This is a genomic window from Streptomyces sp. SUK 48 (genome assembly GCF_009650765.1).
Classification (GTDB): domain Bacteria; phylum Actinomycetota; class Actinomycetes; order Streptomycetales; family Streptomycetaceae; genus Streptomyces.
This window is the reverse complement of sequence record NZ_CP045740.1, coordinates 7534444-7552168: the sequence shown is the minus strand read 5'-3', so window position 1 is coordinate 7552168 and position 17725 is coordinate 7534444. Positions and strand designations below refer to the sequence as shown.

General features: G+C 74.5%; 18 protein-coding genes and 1 pseudogene. 8 read left to right on the top strand and 11 right to left on the bottom strand.

The window, feature by feature from the left end:
• Window positions 1–240: 240 nt before the first annotated feature.
• The 3 genes from GHR20_RS33535 to GHR20_RS33525 form a co-directional block, all read right to left on the bottom strand.
• Window positions 241–603, bottom strand: a complete 363-nt coding sequence (locus tag GHR20_RS33535; RefSeq protein WP_111582702.1) for a metalloregulator ArsR/SmtB family transcription factor — start codon at window positions 601–603, stop codon at window positions 241–243.
• Window positions 604–759: 156 nt separating this feature from the next.
• Window positions 760–2001: a TerD family protein gene (locus GHR20_RS38205; RefSeq protein WP_153815328.1), complete on the bottom strand. Its 1242-nt coding sequence runs from the start codon at window positions 1999–2001 to the stop codon at window positions 760–762.
• Between the two features lie 101 nt (window positions 2002–2102).
• Window positions 2103–2687, bottom strand: coding sequence for a TerD family protein (locus GHR20_RS33525; RefSeq protein ID WP_148025813.1), 585 nt, complete (start codon window positions 2685–2687; stop codon window positions 2103–2105).
• A 169-nt stretch (window positions 2688–2856) separates the two neighbouring features.
• Here GHR20_RS33525 and GHR20_RS33520 point away from each other — a divergent pair, with 169 nt between their 5' ends.
• The 4 genes from GHR20_RS33520 to GHR20_RS33505 all read left to right on the top strand — a co-directional run bounded on the left by GHR20_RS33520 (window position 2857) and on the right by GHR20_RS33505 (window position 5560).
• Window positions 2857–3234 (top strand): BlaI/MecI/CopY family transcriptional regulator, encoded by a 378-nt coding sequence (locus tag GHR20_RS33520; protein ID WP_111582699.1) that lies wholly within the window; start codon window positions 2857–2859, stop codon window positions 3232–3234.
• 6 nt (window positions 3235–3240) lie between these two features.
• Window positions 3241–4176 (top strand): M56 family metallopeptidase, encoded by a 936-nt coding sequence (locus GHR20_RS33515; protein ID WP_111582698.1) that lies wholly within the window; start codon window positions 3241–3243, stop codon window positions 4174–4176.
• Window positions 4177–4198: 22 nt separating this feature from the next.
• Window positions 4199–5137 carry an ADP-ribosylglycohydrolase family protein gene (locus GHR20_RS33510; protein WP_153815327.1) on the top strand — a complete coding sequence of 313 codons (939 nt, stop codon included), beginning with the start codon at window positions 4199–4201 and terminating at the stop codon, window positions 5135–5137.
• A gap of 63 nt (window positions 5138–5200) precedes the next feature.
• Window positions 5201–5560, top strand: a complete 360-nt coding sequence (locus GHR20_RS33505) for an STAS domain-containing protein (RefSeq protein WP_187279220.1) — start codon at window positions 5201–5203, stop codon at window positions 5558–5560.
• A 24-nt stretch (window positions 5561–5584) separates the two neighbouring features.
• Here the strand turns inward: GHR20_RS33505 and GHR20_RS33500 are convergent, their stop codons facing one another.
• Window positions 5585–5878, bottom strand: a complete 294-nt coding sequence (locus GHR20_RS33500; protein ID WP_148025817.1) for a hypothetical protein — start codon at window positions 5876–5878, stop codon at window positions 5585–5587.
• Window positions 5879–6332: 454 nt separating this feature from the next.
• On the opposite strand from GHR20_RS33500, the gene GHR20_RS33495 reads away from it, so the two are divergent.
• Both GHR20_RS33495 and GHR20_RS33490 read left to right on the top strand, forming a co-directional pair.
• Window positions 6333–6791 carry a cyclic nucleotide-binding domain-containing protein gene (locus tag GHR20_RS33495; RefSeq protein ID WP_111582694.1) on the top strand — a complete coding sequence of 153 codons (459 nt, stop codon included), beginning with the start codon at window positions 6333–6335 and terminating at the stop codon, window positions 6789–6791.
• A gap of 59 nt (window positions 6792–6850) precedes the next feature.
• The gene (locus GHR20_RS33490; protein ID WP_111583012.1) at window positions 6851–7462 is read left to right on the top strand and encodes a CBS domain-containing protein; all 612 of its coding nucleotides are present in this window, start codon (window positions 6851–6853) and stop codon (window positions 7460–7462) included.
• A gap of 90 nt (window positions 7463–7552) precedes the next feature.
• Here the strand turns inward: GHR20_RS33490 and GHR20_RS33485 are convergent, their stop codons facing one another.
• The 3 genes from GHR20_RS33485 to GHR20_RS33475 form a co-directional block, all read right to left on the bottom strand.
• Complete coding sequence (locus GHR20_RS33485) at window positions 7553–8155, bottom strand: hypothetical protein (protein WP_153815326.1); 603 nt, start codon at window positions 8153–8155, stop codon at window positions 7553–7555.
• Window positions 8156–8187: 32 nt separating this feature from the next.
• Window positions 8188–8889, bottom strand: a complete 702-nt coding sequence (locus GHR20_RS33480) for a CBS domain-containing protein (RefSeq protein ID WP_153815325.1) — start codon at window positions 8887–8889, stop codon at window positions 8188–8190.
• 121 nt (window positions 8890–9010) lie between these two features.
• The gene (locus GHR20_RS33475; RefSeq protein ID WP_153815324.1) at window positions 9011–10756 is read right to left on the bottom strand and encodes a GAF domain-containing sensor histidine kinase; all 1746 of its coding nucleotides are present in this window, start codon (window positions 10754–10756) and stop codon (window positions 9011–9013) included.
• 238 nt (window positions 10757–10994) lie between these two features.
• On the opposite strand from GHR20_RS33475, the pseudogene GHR20_RS37860 reads away from it, so the two are divergent.
• Window positions 10995–11123, top strand: a pseudogene (locus GHR20_RS37860) (pyridoxamine 5'-phosphate oxidase family protein); the annotation flags it as partial.
• 24 nt (window positions 11124–11147) lie between these two features.
• Here the strand turns inward: GHR20_RS37860 and GHR20_RS33470 are convergent.
• From GHR20_RS33470 to GHR20_RS33455, 4 genes are all read right to left on the bottom strand, one after another.
• Complete coding sequence (locus tag GHR20_RS33470) at window positions 11148–12215, bottom strand: zinc-dependent alcohol dehydrogenase family protein (RefSeq protein WP_153815323.1); 1068 nt, start codon at window positions 12213–12215, stop codon at window positions 11148–11150.
• A 141-nt stretch (window positions 12216–12356) separates the two neighbouring features.
• Window positions 12357–14750 (bottom strand): phosphoketolase family protein, encoded by a 2394-nt coding sequence (locus GHR20_RS33465; protein WP_243878200.1) that lies wholly within the window; start codon window positions 14748–14750, stop codon window positions 12357–12359.
• Between the two features lie 49 nt (window positions 14751–14799).
• Window positions 14800–15663, bottom strand: coding sequence for a universal stress protein (locus tag GHR20_RS33460; protein ID WP_153815322.1), 864 nt, complete (start codon window positions 15661–15663; stop codon window positions 14800–14802).
• 189 nt (window positions 15664–15852) lie between these two features.
• Window positions 15853–16749, bottom strand: a complete 897-nt coding sequence (locus tag GHR20_RS33455) for a universal stress protein (RefSeq protein WP_153815321.1) — start codon at window positions 16747–16749, stop codon at window positions 15853–15855.
• Window positions 16750–16977: 228 nt separating this feature from the next.
• Between GHR20_RS33455 and GHR20_RS33450 the strand changes: the two genes are divergently transcribed.
• Window positions 16978–17640, top strand: a complete 663-nt coding sequence (locus tag GHR20_RS33450; RefSeq protein WP_153815320.1) for a CBS domain-containing protein — start codon at window positions 16978–16980, stop codon at window positions 17638–17640.
• Window positions 17641–17725 lie beyond the last annotated feature (85 nt).

Sequence of the window (17725 nt, the reverse complement as noted above, 5' to 3'; positions counted from 1 at the left end):
GGTGTACGAGGCGCTGGCGTACCGCCCCATCTCGATTGCGTAGTTGCGCAATCTAACAAACAAATGCCCCGGAACAGCAGTGATGCACACGAGATTCACAGGTGAGGCACCTCATGGCACCGGCGGGCCCTGGGGGGTGGTACGGCAGCCGGAGTCTACGCGCCCCGTCTGTGAGCGGAGCGTACAGGCGAGCGCTCTTACCTGGGCCGGATGCCCGGTGACCGGGAGGGCCGGTGACGCTCAGCCGCCGATTCCGTGCAGCCGGCGAACGGGGGCGGCGGTCTGCCGGGAGCGGGCGGTCAGTTGCCCGACCATGACACGCACGAGGGTCACCACGTCCGGGTCGTCGATGTAATAGACCTGTCGTCTTCCCTCGCGGCGGGCGCGGACGAGCCCGGCGAGCTTCAGCTTGGCCAGGTGCTGGCTGACCGCGGGCAGGGCGCCGCCCACCCGGTCGGCGAGGTGCGTGACATCGCTCTCACCCTGTGACAGGGCCCACATCAGATGGAGCCGGGCGGAGGAGGCGAGCAGTCCGAACGCGGCGGCGGCCTCGGTCAGCACCTCGGCGGGCGGATCGTCGTACCCCCCGGCGTTGTCCGTCACGGTCCTCTCCCGTCCCCGCCCTCAGCACAGCCGAACGCGGATGCGCCGACCCAGTGTAGGCGTCCGCCCCGGCGGCGGTCCGGCGCCGGGAACGGACCGCCCCCCGGGGCGGGGGTGCGCCGGGCGGGGCGCGGCGCACCCTGCCCGGGACGGGCGTCAGTCCTCGTAGAAGTTGTTGACGACGTCCGGTTCGTCGTCGTCGAACGCCTCGTTCAGCAGGGCGCCGCCGATGAGTCCGGCCGCGCCGGCGCCGATCAGCGCGCCCGTGCCGAACCGGCGGCCACCGCCGTGCTCGTCGTGGTCGTGGTCGTGGTGGCGGTATTCGTGCGCACGGTCGTCGTACGGCTGCCCGTACCCCTGCTGCGGGTAGCCCTGTTGGGGATAGCCCTGGGGGTAGCCCTGCTGCGGGTAGCCCGGGGCCACCGGCTGGGGGTAGCCCTGCTGGGGCGGGGTGTAGAAGGGCGGGACCGTGGTCTGCACGCGCTGGGCGCAGCCGCCGCAGGTCTGGACGGGCCGGGGCACGCCCCACTGCGGGGACCAGCTCACGGTGGTCACACCGGGGCCGTGGTTGGGGTCGAAGAAACAGGTCATGGCGGAACTCCCGGTGGGATGCGCGGATACGGCGGACACGGGGGCGGGCGGGGCCGGGGCGGGCGCCGGCGGCGGGGCGGGCGGCAGCGGGGCGGCGGGCGGGGCCGGGGCCTGGTGGGGCATCGGTTCGCGCGCCGCCGAAGGCTTGTGCGGCGCCGGTTCAGGCGCCGCCGGGGCCTTGTACGGCGACGGTTCCGGTGCCGCCGAAGACTTGGGCGGCGCCGGTTCGGGTGCCGCCGCCTCCCCCGGCACCGTCACTCCGTAGTCGCTCGCGACGCCCGCGAGGCCGGAGGCGTAACCCTGGCCCACGGCGCGGAACTTCCACTCCGCGCCGTGCCGGTACAGCTCGCCGAGGACCAGTGCCGTCTCGTGCCCGAGGGCGCCGCCGGCCACCTCGTAGCGGGCCAGTTCGGTGCCGCCGTCCTGGTCGAGGACGCGGATGTGGACGCGCCGCACCTGTCCGAAGGTGTGGCCGCGGCCTGCCGCTTCGTACAGGGAGAGGGGGAAGGCGACCTTCTCCACGGCGTCCGGGAGCCGGGTGAGGTCGATCCGGATCCGCTGGTCGTCCTCGCCGGCGGGCCGGCCCTGGCCTTCGTGCCGCACCGAACCGTCGGGACTGCTCGGGTTGTTGAAGAAGACGAAGTGCTCGTCGGAGAGCACCCGTCCGTCGGCGTCGCACAACAGCGCGCTGCCGTCCGGCTCGTAGCCGTTCCCGGCCTGCCAGCCCAGCCCGACCGTCACGGCGGTCAGGCCGGGGGCCTGCCTGCTCAGCGACACATTGCCGCCCTTGGCCAGGGTCGTGCTCATGCATGTCCTCCAGAGACACCGCGGGAGTCCGCGTCCATGTTGATCAACGTGTTCCGCCCGTCACCGGTTCCACGCGCGCGCAATGATTTGATCAAGAAGGGTCACAGGTGCGCGGAGATCGCGGGCAGCAGGTCCTGGAAGGTGCGGCCCGAGGCCGGTGCGCCGAGGGCCTGCAACTGCCAGCCGGTGCCGGTGCGATGGAGCTTCGCCATGATCTGCGCCGTGTACGCGCCGCCGCCGCTGAGGGTGTAGCGGGCAAGTTCCGCGCCGGTCCGCTCGTCGACCAGCCGGCAGAAAGCGTCCTGCACCTCGCCGAAGGTCTGCCCGGTGAAGGAGTTGACGGTGAACACGATCTGGTCCACGTGGCCGGGGACGCGCGCCAGGTCCACCAGGATGACCTCGTCGTCGCCGCCGGCGCCCGCGCCGCCGACCAGGTTGTCGCCGAGGTGCCGTACCGACCCGTCGTCGCTGGCCAGATGCTGGAAGAAGACGACGTCCGCGAGCCGCCCGCCCGCGAACAGCAGCGCGGAGGCGTCCAGGTCGATCTCGCGGGCGCCGGCCAGTTTGGCCAGGAACCCCTTGCGCGGCGCGGCCCGCCAGCCGAGGCCCATCCGCACGGCGTCCAGCGCGCCGCCGTCCGCCTTGTCCAGACTGATCCGCTGACCCTTGCTCAGGTTGACCGACACGGGTCCGCTCCCTTGCTCTCGTCGCCCTCACCGGTTCGCCGGTGCGAATCTACAACACTGTAGAAGAAAGCCGCCGCAGGTCCGCTCTGTACGATGTGACGCTCCTTCGGCACGAGGGGTTGAGGTACACAGAGGCACACGGGCGGCAGGCAGGGAAGGGAGAACGCGGGTGGCGGAGCCGGACGCGCACCGTCGGCGCAGGGCGCAGGGGGCGTTGGAGACACGGGTGCTCGGGGCGCTGCACGCGGCCGGCGGTCCGGTGACCGCGGGCTGGGTGCGCGACCATCTGGCCGCCGGGCTCGCCTATACGACCGTGATGACGGTCCTCGGCCGGCTGCTGGCCAAGAACGCCGTCACCCGCAGGCGGGAGGGGCGCTCCTTCGTGTGGCTGCCGGCCGCGGACGAGGCGGGCCTGGCCGCGCTGAAGATGCGCCGGGTCCTGGACGGCGAGCAGGACCGGCACGCGGTGCTGGCGAGCTTCATCACCGCGCTGCCCGAGGGCGACGAGCGGCTGCTGCGGGCGCTGCTGGAACCCGGCGGCGACTGAGCGCCCATGGGAATCTTCGTCTTCCTGCCCCTCGTCCTGCCGCTGACGGCCTGGCCGATCGCCCGGCTGGCCGAACAGCGGCTGCACCCGCGCACCGCGACCGTGCTGCTGACCTCGGTCTCCACCGTGCTGGCGCTGTGCAGCGCGGTGTGCCTGGCCCTGCTGATGGTGGTCGGCACCGCCCAGCTGCCCGGCAATCCGCTGCCGGACGGCTGGTCCGACCCCGAGGTGCGCGAGAGCGTGCCCCGGCACGAGATCGCGGGCAAGGCCGCGATCCCCGCGCTGCTCGTCGTCCTCGGCGCGTGCGGCCGTACCCTGGCGCGTCATGTGCGGGTACGGCGGCGGGCCCATCGGGCGCTGGCCGGGTTACCGGGCACCGAGGTGGCCGTGCTGCCCGACCGGGCGCCGTACGCCTACGCGCTGCCGGGCGGGCGGCGGGACCGGATCGTGGTGTCCCGGGGGATGCTCGGATCGCTGGCCGCGCGGGAGCGGCGCGCGCTGTTCGCGCACGAGCGGGCGCATCTCGCCGCCCGGCACCACCGCCATCTGCTGCTGGTCCGACTCGCCGCCTGCGCCAACCCGTTCCTGCTGCCGCTGCGCACGGCGGTGGCGTACACGGCGGAGCGGTGGGCGGACGAGGAGGCCGCGCGGGCCGTGGGCAGCCGCCGGGTGGTGGCGCGCGCGATCGGCAGGGCGGCGCTGGCCGCCACCGCTGCCGCGCCCGCGCCGACGCTGCCCGCGCTCGCCGCGCCGGGGCCGCTCCCCCGCCGGGTCGCGGCCCTCCTCGGCCCCGAACCCGCCACCCGCGCCTGGCCGTCCCTGTTCACCACGGCCGGTCTCGCGGTGTGGACCGCGGCCACCGGGGCCGCCCTGTCCGCGATGTTCTCGGCCAACTCCGCGCTCACCCTGGCGTTTCTGCTGCACGCCGCCACACCGCTGTGACCCGCCGGGCAGAATCGGGACCATGACCGTCACCGCGACCACGGACCGTGCCGCCGCCCGCCGCAGCCTGGAGGGCCTGGCGCTCGGCGACGCCTTCGGCGAACGCTGGTTCCCGCTCTTCCGCGAACCCCGCCGGGCCCTGCGGGAGATACGCGCCCGGCAGGCCCCCGAGGAATCGCCGTGGCACTGGACCGACGACACGGCGATGGCCCTTGCCGTGCTGCGGGTGCTGGACGAGCACGGCGAGATCCGCCCGCGCGAGCTGGCCCTGTCCTTCGCGCGCGGCTACGACGCCGACCCCGCCCGGGGATACGGCCACGGCATGCGCCAGTTGCTGCCCCGCCTGCTCGCACTGCCGGACCGGTGGCGGGAGTTCGCGCGCGAGCTGTTCGGCGGCGAGGGCAGTCTCGGCAACGGTTCGGCGATGCGGGTGGCACCGCTCGGCGCGTTCTTCCACGGCAGCCTCCCCCGGGTCGTGGCGGAGGCGACGCGCTCCGCCGAGGTCACCCACGCCCATCCCGAGGGCATCGCGGGAGCGGTCGCCGTGGCGGTGGCGGCCGCGCTGTCCGTGCGCGGCACGCCGAGCGTCGCCGAGGTGGCGGCCCTGACGCCGGACGGCACGGTCCGGGACGGCCTGGTCCGCGCCGCCGGGGTGCCCTTCGCCACCGAGCCGCGGCGCGCCGCGGACCTGCTCGGCAGCGGGCAGCGGGTCCGGGCCGACGACACGGTGCCGTTCGCCGTGTGGTGCGCCGCCCGCCACCCCGGTGACCTGGTGTCCGCCCTGTGGACCACGGCGGAGGGGTTCGGCGACGTGGACACCACGTGTGCCATCGCCGGGGGCATCGTGGCCGCGCGCACCGGCGTCGCGGCCGTGCCGCGCGCCTGGCTGGAGCGCCGGGAGCCGCTGCCGGACGGAAACGGGTCGGCATCGTCCGGCGAAATCGGGGCAGACGGCCTGTGAGCGGGGGCCGAACAAGGACTTGAGGAACCTTCGAACAGGGCCGAGGTACGGGTGACGGACAGCGTGAGCATCGACGAAACAGTGGAGCCGGGTGGGCTGGCGATCGGCCGCACGCCGCGCGGCGGGGCCGTCGTCGTGGCGGTGACGGGCGAGGTCGACCACCAGACCGCCGGTGCCCTGCGGCGCGCGCTGATGCCCCCGGCCATGACGGACGCCCCGCGCACGGTCGCCGACCTCACCGGGGTGGGGTTCATGGACTCCAGCGGCATCAACGTGCTCATCGCCGCCCACCAGGCCCATGAGCCGGCCGGCTGGCTGCGCCTGGCCGGGGTGCGCAGACCCGTGCTGCGCACCCTGGAGATGGTCGGGCTCACCGGCCTGATCCACTGCTATCCGAGCGTGGACGCGGCGCTGGACGCCTGACCCGGGCGTGACGGCGCCGTGCCGCTACGGGGTGGCGGTCTGGTGGAACCGGGGAACGGTGGCCTCGGCGCCCGCCCTGATGGACTCGACGACCTCCTGGTGCAGGTCCCGGCTGGCCCGCTCGGAGCGGCAGGACACCGGGCTGCCGCTGAGCGTGAACCACTGGGAGGTGCCGCTGTACTGCACCGCCACATCGGCCCTGCGGCCGTCCCAGGTGGTGTGGACGGTCAGGTCGCCGGTGAGGACGCCCGCCTCCACGGTGCGCGCGCCGCCCCGGCCGGTGAAGACCCCGGGGGTGGTCCACGATGCGAAGACCATGCTCTCAGCCTCTCTTCTCCGCTCCACGCCCCCATGACGGGTTTGCGTGTTTATATCCCCGTACGCTTGTCATCCATAGTGCGCCATCGGGGCGGGATACGACCGGGGCCGTACGGCCCTGCCGCCTGACCGCCCCGGACCGGACGGCACTGGTGCGCCGGCGGTTCTCGTGGTGTGCTGGTAGTGGCGGGAAGAGCCGTTGAGACGCGGAGAAGCGGCCGGGAGCCGCGCACCGCGCAATCCGGATCCGCGAGAAGCGGGTGGCCCTTCCCGCCCTTCACGCCTCACGCCCTTCGTTGCCCCTCGCGCCTCACGCCCTTCGCGTTCCGGCTCCGCCGCGGCCGGGTGCCCGCCCCTGGGCCGAAAGGCCCCCGCCCGGGTCCGGGTGACCTGTGGCGGCGCCGGGCGGACGCGCCCACGCTGGGATCACCACCCCAGGAAGGGAGCCGGTGCGATGACCTCCGCGACCACCATGACCACGGCGCTCGACCCCGTGCGGCGCGAACGGCTGATGAGCCTCGCCCGCGAGGTCTCCTTCGAGGCCGGCACCCGGCTGTTCGAGGAGGGGCGGCGCGCCGACCGCTTCTGGATCGTGCGCACCGGCACGATCGCCCTCGACCTGCGGGTACCCGGCCGCCGGCCCGCCGTCATCGAGACCCTCGGGCACGGCGAACTGGTCGGCTGGTCCTGGCACTTCCCGCCGCACATCTGGCAGTTGGGCGCCGAGGCGACGAGCCCGGTACGGGCCTGGGAGTTCGACGCCGGTCCCGTGCTCGGGCTGTGCGACGAGGACCCGGAGTTCGGGCGGGCGATCGCGCTCTGGGTCGGCCGCGTGGTCGCCCAGCGGCTGCACGCCTCCCGGGTCCGGCTGCTCGACCTCTACGCGCCCTACGGCAGCGGGAGCGCCGAGTGACCGCCCGCCCGCCCGTCAGGGAGGCCGGGACCGGGGGCCCGAGCCGGGTCGGCGACGTGATGACGCGCGCCGCGGTGGCGGTGGGCCGTACGGCCCTGTTCAAGGACATCGTGGCGCGGATGGAGCAGTGGAACGTCAGCGCCCTGCCCGTCCTGGAGGGCGACGGCCGGGTGGTCGGCGTGGTCTCCGAGGCGGATCTGCTGCCCAAGGAGGAGTTCCGGGACAGCGATCCCGACCGGCTCACCCAGCGGCGCCGGCTGGACGACCTGGCCAAGGCGGGCGGGCTGACCGCCGGGGACCTGATGAGCACGCCCGCCGTCACCGTGCACGCCGACGCCACGCTCGCGGAGGCGGCGCGCATCATGGCGCTCAAGCGCGTCAAGCGGCTGCCGGTGGTGACCGCGGAGGGGGTGCTGGAGGGCGTGGTCAGCCGGGGCGACCTGCTCAAGGTGTTCCTGCGCGAGGACCGTGAACTGGCCGACGAGATCCGGCGCGAGGTGCTGGACGTGCTGTTCCCGGCGCCGGTCGAGCCGGTGCACGTCGTGGTGGTGGACGGGGTCGTGACGCTGACCGGGAAGGTCACGGACGGTACGCGCATCCCGCTCGCGGTGCGCATGGTGCGGGGTGTGGAGGGCGTGGTGGGGGTGGACTGCCATCTGACGGAGGGCTGAGCACCGGCGGAGGACGCCCGCGGCCCCACGGAAGACGCCCGCGGCCCCATGGACCGGGATCGTCGTAGCCCCTCGGTCCGGTGTCGTCGTTCACCCGCGCCCGCCGCTGAGGTTCCCCCAGCGCGGCCCTATCTGCTTCCACTCCTCGTCCCACTCGGCCATCCTGCGCCGGATCAGCCGGCCCCGGACCAGCCGGCCCGCGCACCACACGGCCGCGCCTGCCGAGGGGCCGACGAGGACGCCCGTGAGGGCCGCCTGGAGGTCGGCCGAGGCGCCGGTGACCGGCGGGGCGACCACATGGCCGGCGCGGTTCGCCCAGACCGTGACGCTGCTGCCCGCGGGGGCGCCGGAGGCGGCCTTCGCCCGGTCGGTGTGCACCGAGCCGTCCGCGTCGGTCCAGCGCACGCTCGCCCACACCCGCCCGTCGTCGTAGCCGGTGCCGGCGGCCGGGGTCGTGGGGGCCGGGTCGGTGAGCACCGCCGTGACGGGGTGCACCTGGGCGAGCCGGGCGGCGTACGAGGCGGCGGACGCCCGGGCCGCGAGCAGACCGGCGGCCACGCCGCAGACGAGGACGAGCACCCAGGTGGCGAGGACGATCCATGCCTCGACGACATCGCTGTGCCGCCGCAGCGGATTGCGCCGCCACCGCCACAGCCGTACCGGCCTGACCGTCGTGGCAGGTGTCCGTGTCATCGTCACCGCCTCCTCTCGCGCCCGGCGGCCCCTCAGCGGGTGCGGGCCGACTCGGCGTCCGGCAGGTCCGGGTCCAGATCCGGGTGGCGCGGCGGCCCGGCCAGCGCGCACCGCACGTCCACCACACCGGGCACGGCCCGCGCGAGGCGCGCGGCGAGCGGGACGAGCACGGTCTCCCGGACCCGGCCGCTGAGCGTCACGACACCATCGTGCACCTCCACCCGGATCCCGGCCGCTTCAGCGCCGAAGAGCCGGGTGACGACGTCGCCGCCGACCTCGTCGGCGATCTCCGCGTCGCCGCGCAGGAACACCTTCAGCAGGTCGGAACGGCTCACGATGCCCAGCAGGGTGCCCTCGGCATCCACGACCGGGAGCTGCTTGACACGGGCGCGGGCCATGACGCGCGCGGCGTGGCCGAGGGTGGCGTCCGGCGCCACGGTGACCGCCGGGGTGGTCATCAGCGCCTCCGCGCCCGCCGCCTCGGCCTTGGTCAGCTCGGCGAGGTGGCGCATCCTGCCGTACCGGTCGAGATCGCGGTCGCGGTACTCCTCCTTGGGCAGCAGATCCGCCTCGGAGACCACGCCGACCACGTGCCCCGCGTCGTCCAGTACGGGCACGGCGCCGACCCGCCACTCGCGCATGGCCTGCACGATGTCCTTGAAGCCCGCGCCGGTGCGCAGGGCGAGCACCCTGCGGGTCATCACGTCGTCCACGGTGGTCGGAGTGCCGTCCATGGCTTCCTCCAGGGGCTCTGGTACCGCGCCGCACGTTCAGCCTGCGCCGCCGCCCGGCCGCTGTCACGGGCCGACCGGACCCGTTCGGGTGCCCACCGGACCCGCGCCCCGGGAACCCGGGTTACGAGGCGGGCAGCGGGACCCGCCACTCCAGTGTGGCCCCGCCCCCTTCGCTTTTCGTCACGTCGAGCCGGCCGCCGAGCCGCTCGGCGCGTTCCGCCATGTTGCGCAGCCCGCTGCGGCGGCCGCCGGCGGGGATGCCGACGCCGTTGTCGCGGACCCGCAGACGCACCTCGCGGCCGGCGGCGGTGAGCAGCACCTCGGCGCGGTCCGCGTGGGCGTGCCGGGCGATGTTGGTGAGGGCCTCGGAGAGGACGGCGACCACGTGGTCGGCGATCTCGCCCGGTACGTCGGTGTCGACCAGGCCCTCCATGCGCACGCTCGGCGCGAAGCCCAGCACCGGGGCGGCCTCGCCCGCCACCCGGACCACGCGGGCGCGCAGCCCGCCGGCCGCGGTGCCCTCGCGGGCGCGCAGCCCGAAGATGGTCGACCGGATGATCTTGATGGTCTCGTCCAGGTCGTCCACGGCGCGCAGGACCCGCTCGGACGCCTCGGGGTGCTCGATGAAGCGGCCCGCGCTCTGCAGGGTCATGCCGGTGGCGAACAGCCGCTGGATGGCGAGGTCGTGCAGATCCCGGGCGATGCGGTCGCGGTCCTCCAGGAGGGCGATCTGCTGGGCGGCCTGCCGGCGCTCGGCGAGCTCCATGGCGATCGCGGCCTGCGCGGCGAAGCCCCGCAGCATCTCGGTCTCCTTGCCGGAGAACGCCGGCCGGTCGCTCTCGCGGGCCAGCAGCAGCACACCGCGGGCGCCGCCCTCGGCGGTGCCGATCGGGACGGCGACGGCGGGGCCGAGGCCCTCGAAGCGGGGCGGGTCCTGGCCGACGCGCAGGTCATGGGCGACGTCGTCGCTGGTGACCGGCGCGGCGGCGGCGAAGGCCAGGCCCATCAGGCTGTGGTCCAGCGGCAGGACGAGTCCGCGGTGGGCGTCGGCCTGGGCGCCGACCGCGATCTCCACGCCGAGCGCCTCGGTGTCCGGCATCGGCATCGCGACGGCGGCGAGCGCCGAGCCGGTGATCTCCCGGGCGCGTTCGGCGATCAGGTCCAGGGCCTCGGCGCGCTCGCTGCCGGACATCAGGCTGTGGCTGATCTCGGCGTTGGCCAGCAGCCAGCGTTCGCGCAGCCGGGAGTCCTCGTAGAGGCGGGCGTTGTCGATGGCGACGCCCGCGGCCACGGCGAGGGTGGCGAGGACCGACTCGTCCTCCTCGTCGAAGTCGGCGCCACCGCGCTTCTCGGTGAGGTACAGATTGCCGAAGACCTGGTCGCGGACGCGGATCGGGACGCCGAGGAAGGTGTTCATCGGCGGGTGCCCGGCCGGGAAGCCGTACGACGAGGGGTGGGCGGAGAGCTTCGGAAGGCGCAGCGGCTCCGGGTGGCGGATCAGCTCGCCCAGGATGCCGTGGCCCTCCGGGTAGGGGCCGATGTCGGCGATCCGCTCCTCGGACAGGCCCACGGTGTGGAACGCGGCGAGGGTCGTGCCGTCCGGGCCGATGACGCCCAGCGCCGCGTACTCCGCGTCCACCAGCGCCGCCGCGGCCTCCACGATGGAGTGCAGGACCTGCTCCAGCTCCAGCTCGCGGCCGACGGAGAGGACCGCCTCCAGCAGGCTGTGCACCCGGTCCCGGGTACCGCGGGCCGCGTCGATCCTGGCCTGCAGTTCCTCCAGCAGCTCGTCCAGCTTCAGCTGCGGCAGCCGCACGCCGGGCCCCTCCGTTCCGGTCACCACGTCCTCCACCTCCCGTCGGGCCATGCCTCGGACGACGGGTTCCGAAGGACACGGTAGCCGCTCGGAGCAGGGCGGGGATACGCGGCCGTCGCTTCCGCGCCCTGTGATCCTCGGCATGCCGGGGGCATGTGCCCCCAGGGCGCGGGCTGGGCCGTACGGCCCCGGGGCGGGTCCGAACGGCACTGTGGAGAGTCGTACGGCCTGGGCGAGAATGTCCTCAGGAGCGGCACCGATCCCCCGCGGTGCCGCTCCCTTCCGTCCCGGCTGGAGCGTCGTGGCGACGAGGTACGCCCGGCTGGTCACCGATCCGGCCGAACTGGCCCGGCTGCGGGCGCTGTCGCACCCCTGGGCGCCGCCGGAGGACATGGACCAGGCAGTGCGTGTACGGCCGTACGCGCACCGCCCGCCGTCCGGATCAGGCCGTGGGGACGGCCAGTTCGTGGCGCTCCCCGCCGAGGACGACCTTGAGGGCGCCGGTCTCGGCGGCGCGGGCGAAGACGTCGTACGCCCGTTCCATCTGGTCCAACGGGAAGGTGTGGGTGACCAGTCGGCCCGTCGGCAGCCGGCCGGCCGCGGCCATCTTCAGCAGGGTCGGCGTGGAGCAGGTGTCCACCAGGCCGGTGGTGATGGTGACGTCCCTGATCCACAGGCCTTCCAGGTGCAGCGTGGCGGGTCCGCCGTGCACGCCGACGTTGGCCACGTGTCCGCCGGGGCGCACCACGCGGGTGCACAGTTCGAAGGTGTCCGGCAGGCCGACAGCCTCGATGGCCACGTCCGCGCCGAGCCCGCCGGTGAGGTCCGCGACCAGCTGGTGCGGGGCCTCGCGCGCATCCGCGACCGCGTCGGCGCCGAACCGCCGGGCGGCCTCCAGACGGGCCGGCGCCAGATCGACGGCGATGATCCGCTCCGGCGAGAACAGGCGGGCCGTGGCGATCGCCGCGAGCCCGATCGGACCGGCGCCGACGATCACGACGGTGTCGCCGGGCCGCACCCGCCCGTTGAGCACGCCCACCTCGTAGGCGGTGGGGAAGATGTCCGCGAGCAGGACGGCGTCCTCGCTCGCCAGGGTGCCGGGCAGCGGGTGCACGGACAGGTCGGCGTACGGGACGCGGACGTACTCGGCCTGCGTGCCGTCGATCAGGTGGCCGAGGATCCAGCCACCGCCGCCCAGGCACTGGCCGTAGACGCCCTCCCGGCAGTAGCGGCAGCGGCCGCAGGAGGTGACGCAGGAGAGCAGCACCCGGTCGCCGGGGCGCACGGTGCGCACGTCGCCACCGGTCTCGACGACCTCCCCGACGGCCTCGTGGCCCAGCACCGTGCCCGGCCGCACCTCCGGCACATCGCCCTTGAGGATGTGCAGGTCGGTGCCGCAGATCGTGACCGCCCGGACCTTCACGACGGCGTCGGTCGGCTCCTTGATCCCCGGGTCCGGGACGTCCTCCCAGGACGCCTTGCCGGGCCCGTGAAAGACATAACCCTTCATGCCGCTCCTCACCCTCTTCGCTCGGTGTGCCGCGGAGCCGGGCCGCACGGGTCGATGCGTCCCGGTATGTCCAGCTTGGGCGATCCGGGACGCGCGTGCATGGGCCGTTCGGCCCGCGCTCTCCGAGCGCTTCTCCGTGTCTCAGCCGCCCCAGGTCCACTCCGCGACCTCGGGCAGGTCCGTGCCGTGCTCGCGGATCCAGTCGTGGTGGCGGCTGCGGGCGTCGGCCATGGTCTGGCGGACGGCGGCGGCGCGTACCGCGAGGCCCGGGACGCGGTCGATGACGTCCATGACGAGCCGGTAGCGGTCGAGGTCGTTGCGCACGACCATGTCGAACGGGGTGGTCGTGGTGCCCGACTCCTTGTAGCCGCGCACATGGAGGTTCTGGTGGCCGGCGCGGCGGTAGGCGAGGCGGTGGATCAGCCAGGGATAGCCGTGGTAGGCGAAGATGACGGGCTTGTCGGTGGTGAACAGGCCGTCGTACTCGAAGTCGGGCATCCCGTGCGGGTGTTCGTCGTGCGGCAGCAGCCGGGTCATGTCGACCACGTTGACCACCCGCACCGCGAGGTCGGGCAGGTGCCGGCGCAGCAACTGGGCGGCGGCCAGCACCTCTTGGGTGGGGACGTCACCGGCGCAGGCGAGCACGACATCGGGTTCGGCGCCGTTCTCGGTGCCGGCCCACTCCCAGATCCCGGCGCCGCGCGCGCAGTGGGCGCGGGCCTGGTCCATGGTCAGCCAGTCGAAGCAGGGCTGCTTCCCGGCGACGACGACATTGACGTAGTCGCGGCTGCGCAGCACATGGTCGGCCACCGACAGCAGGGTGTTGGCGTCCGGCGGCAGATAGACGCGGACGACCTCGGGGCTCTTGTTCAGGACGTGGTCCACGAAGCCGGGGTCCTGGTGCGAGAACCCGTTGTGGTCCTGGCGCCAGACGTGCGAGGTGAGCAGGTAGTTGAGGGAGGCGATGGGGGCCCGCCAGTGCAACTCCCGTGATGTCTTGAGCCACTTGATGTGCTGGTTGACCATCGAGTCGACGATGTGCACGAACGCCTCGTAGCAGGAGAACAGTCCGTGCCGGCCGGTGAGCAGGTAGCCCTCCAGCCAGCCCTGGCAGAGGTGTTCGGAGAGGATCTCCAGGACCCGGCCGTGCCGGGAGAGGTTCTCGTCCATCGGGAGCACCTCGGCCTGCCATGCCTTGCCGCTGGCGTCGAAGACGGCCTGGAGCCGGTTGGAGGCGGTCTCGTCCGGGCCGACGAGGCGGAAGTCCCGGCGCTCGCGGGTGTCCTCCATGACCTGTTCGAGGAGGTCGCCGAGGACCCGGGTGGGTTCGTGCAGGGCGGTGCCCGGCTTGTCGACGGCCACGGCGAAGGTGTCCAGGGGCGGCAGCGGCAGATCGCGCAGCAGGACGCCGCCGTTGGCGTGCGGGTTGGCGCCGAGGCGGCGGGCGCCCTCGGGGACGCAGGCGAGGACGTCGGCGCTGGGCCGGCCGTCCGGGCCGAACAGTTCCTCGGGCCGGTACGAGCGAAGCCACTGCTCCAGCTGCCGCAGATGCGCGGGGTTCTCCCGGACGCCCGGCAGCGGGACCTGGTGGGCGCGCCAGGTGCCCTCGACGGGGAGGCCGTCCACCTCGGCGGGGCCGGTCCAGCCCTTGGGGGTGCGCAGCACGATCATCGGCCAGTGCGCCCGCTCGGTGCTCCCGCCCTCGCGGGCTTCGCGCTGCATCCGCGCGATCCGGTCCAGCGCGTCGTCCAGGGCGGCGGCGAGGGCGCGGTGCACCTCGGCGGGGTCCGAGCCGGTGACGTACAGCGGCTCGTGGCCGTATCCCCGCAGCAGGGCGTCGAGTTCGCTCTCGGGGAGCCGGGAGAGCACGGTCGGGTTGGCGATCTTGTAGCCGTTGAGGTGCAGGACGGGCAGGACGGCGCCGTCGTGCACCGGGTCGAGGAACTTGTCGGAGTGCCAGGAGGCGGCGAGCGGCCCGGTCTCCGCCTCGCCGTCGCCGATCACGCAGGTCACCAGCAGATCGGGGTTGTCGAAGGCGGCGCCGTAGGCGTGCGCGAGGGAGTAGCCGAGTTCGCCGCCCTCGTGGATGGAGCCGGGGGTCTCGGGGGCCACATGGCTGGGCACGCCGCCGGGGAAGGAGAACTGCCGGAACAGCAGCTCCATGCCGGCCCCGTCCCGGCCGATGTCCGGGTAGGTCTCGCTGTAGCTGCCCTCCAGCCAGGAGCCCGCGAGGACCGCCGGGCCGCCGTGCCCCGGCCCCCAGACGCACAGCGCGTCCAGGTCGCGGGCCTTGATGACGCGGTTGAGGTGGGTGTAGACGAGGTTGAGTCCGGGCGAGGTGCCCCAGTGGCCGAGCAGCCGCGGCTTGATGTGCTCGGGGCGCAGCGGCTCGGTCAGCAGCGGGTTGGCCATGAGATAGATCTGGCCCGCGGCCAGGTAGTTGGCGGCGCGCCAGTGCGCGTCCAGGGTGCGCAGCTCCTCCTCGCCGAGCGCGGCTTCCTGGGGGGCGGCCTGGGTCATGGGGACTCCGATCATCGTCAGATTGGTGCGCGGCCGGTGGTGCGGGAGCGTGGCGTGGGCGGGGTCAGCCGGATTCCGGTACGACGGCCACCGGGCAGGCCGCGTGGTGCAGCACCCCGTGGGCGACCCGGCTGAGCCGGGGGCCGGTGTGGCCGACGCGGCGCCGGGCGCCGACGACGAGCAGTCCGGCGTCCCGGGAGGCGTCGACGAGGATGTCGCGGGCGTGTCCCTCGGCGGTGCGCCGATGCTGGTCCAGCCCCTCGGGGACGTCCCGCAGGGCCTCCTCCAGCGCCTCGGCGGCCTCCTCCTCCTGTGCCTGGGCGGGCCCCCCGGCGAGCGGTGGATACCCGGTGGTGCTGTGCGCGGGCCGCCGCCACGCCCGTACGGCCTCCAGGGGCACCCCGCGCAGCGCCGCCTCCTCGGCGGCGAACCGCACGGCGGCCGGGCCCGCGTCCTTGCCGGCGACGCCGAGCACGACGCGTCCGGGGGTCGTCCGCCGCCCGGGACCCCCGCGCAGCACGATCACCGGGCAGTGGGCGCGGGCGGCGACGGACAGGCTCACCGAGCCGAGCAGCAGCTCGGTGACGGCGTTGCGGCCCCGGCAGCCGACGACCACGAGGCGGGCGGTGCTGCTCTCGTTCACCAGTCCGAACGAGGGCTCGTCGGCCAGCACGGAGGTGGTGAGCCGCAGTTCCGGGTGGTGCCGGTGGGCCCGGCGTTCGGCGGCGTCCATGATGTCCTGGCCCATCACCTCCTCGGCCGGTTTCCCGACCTCCTGGGCGATGAGGGAACCCTCGTAGCGCTCCCAGAGCGAGGCGTGGACGAGGCGGAGCGGTGCCCCGCGCAGGGCGGCCTCCTCGGCGGCCCGGTCCACGGCGCGCAGGCTCTCCTCGGAGCCGTCGACGCCGACCAGCACGGGCAGGTCCATCGTGTTCACTCTCCCTGGTCGAGCCCTGGCAGAGCCCCGGTAGAGCCCTGGTGGAGGTCGGCGACGAGGCGGGCCCGCACCCCATCGTCGACGGATTCGGGGGCGCACGCGAGCCGTACCGCAGCGTTCCGGCCGGTCCGGCCGGGGGCCGCGCCGCACGCGGCCGGCCGTCTGGTCACCGGGGCCGCCTCAGCTGTGCGCGAGGACGGCCACGGGCGCGGCGACATGGTGCAGGACGGCGTGGGTGACATGGCCGATGTGGATGCCGTAGGGGCTCCTGCGCACGCGGCGCCCGACGATCACCAGGGAGGCGTCCCGGGCCGCGTCGATCAGGACCGGCGCGGAGTTGCCCGCCCGGCTCACCTCGCTCACCTCGACGTCCGGGAACTTCTGCCGCCAGGGCCGCAGCACCTCGGTCAGCAGGGTGGCGGCCCGGCGCCCGAAGGCGGGCAGGACCGGCGGTTCGGCGGGGATGCCGTACGCGGCGTACGGCGGCGGCGTCCAGCCGTGCACGACCCGCAGCCCGCCGCCGCGGCGGGCTGCGGCGTCGAAGGCGAACTCCAGCAGGGCCTGGCTGGGGCCCTCGGGGTCGTCGATGTCCAGGCCGAGGACGACGGGCCGGAAGGGGGTCGCGGCGGACGGCACGCCCGAGGGGTCCGGCTGGTGTTCGTCGGCGGCCGTCTCACCCGCGCGGACCAGTACCACCGGACGCGTCGTGTGCGCGATGACGTAGAGCCCGGCCGAGCCGACCAGGAACCCGCCGAGCCGGCCGAGTCCCCGCGAGCCGAGCGCCAGCAGCTCGGCGCCGTCGGCCGCCTCGGCCAGGGCCCCGGCCGGTTCCCCGGTGGCCTGGTCGGTGACGACCTCGATGCCGGGGTGGCGCAGCCGCAGGCCCGCCGCGAACTCGCGGACCGTGCGGGCCCATTCCTCGGCGGCGGCACGGTCGGCGTCGGTGGCCGGCTCCGGCTCCCGCACATGGAGGATCCGCAACGGCAGGTCGCGCAGCGCCGCTTCGCGCGCCGCCCATTCGACGGCGGCCCGGCTCTCGGGCGAGCCGTCGAGGCCCGCGGTGACGGTTCGGGTCATGGTTCCACCTCTCTGGGCGTCGCCCGGGGGGCAGGAGCGACGGTTCCAGCCTCGGGCAGGACCGGCGAGCCGGTCAGGGGCCGCTGGTCCCCCGCCGGGACCGACCGGCCCGGGTGCGGGCGCCCCGGGGGGCCGGGCGGCCCCTGTGCCGACCGGGCGCGTCCGGCGCACGCTGGGGACAGCGGAACTCCCGTCGAGAAGCTCGCGTCGAGAAGCCACGGAGTCACCATGTACGGCACCCCGCACACCGTCAGCGACGTCATGACGAGCACCGTCGCCGCCGTCGGCCGGCGTGCTCCCTTCAAGGAGCTGGTGGAGATGATGCAGGACTGGCAGGTCAGCGCCCTGCCCGTGATCGAGGGCGAGGGCCTGGTGGTCGGCGTGGTCTCCGAGGCCGACATGCTGCCCAAGGAAGAGCTGCGCGACGATCCGGCCGAGGAGTACCGGCGGCTGCGGCCGCCCGCCGACCTGGCCAAGGGCGAGGCGATCACCGCGGGGGACCTGATGACCTCCCCCGCCGTCACCGTGCGGGCGGACGCCACCCTCGCCGAGGCCGCCCGGACCATGGCCCGCGCCCGGGTCAAGCGGCTGCCCGTGGTGGACGGGACCGGGATGCTGGAGGGCGTCGTCAGCCGCGCGGATCTGCTCAAGGTCTTCCTGCGCGAGGACCGGGAGATCGAGGAGGAGGTGCGGCGGGAGATCGTGGCGCGGCTCTTCCCGCCGCCGGACTCGGCCGTGGAACTGCGGGTGGAGGACGGCGTGGTGACCGTGATCGGCCGGATCCGGGACACCTCCCTGGTCCCGGTGGCGGCCCGCCTGGTGCGGGCGGTCGAGGGGGTGGTGGACGTGCGCTTCGACCTGGCGCCCGGTCGGCCGGCGGCCCGGGCGTGACACCCTGGGGACGGGCCGGTCCCGGGAAGTGGGGCCGGTCGGCCCTAGTGCGCGCGGGCTCGCCCGGCGATGATCGGCCGGTGAC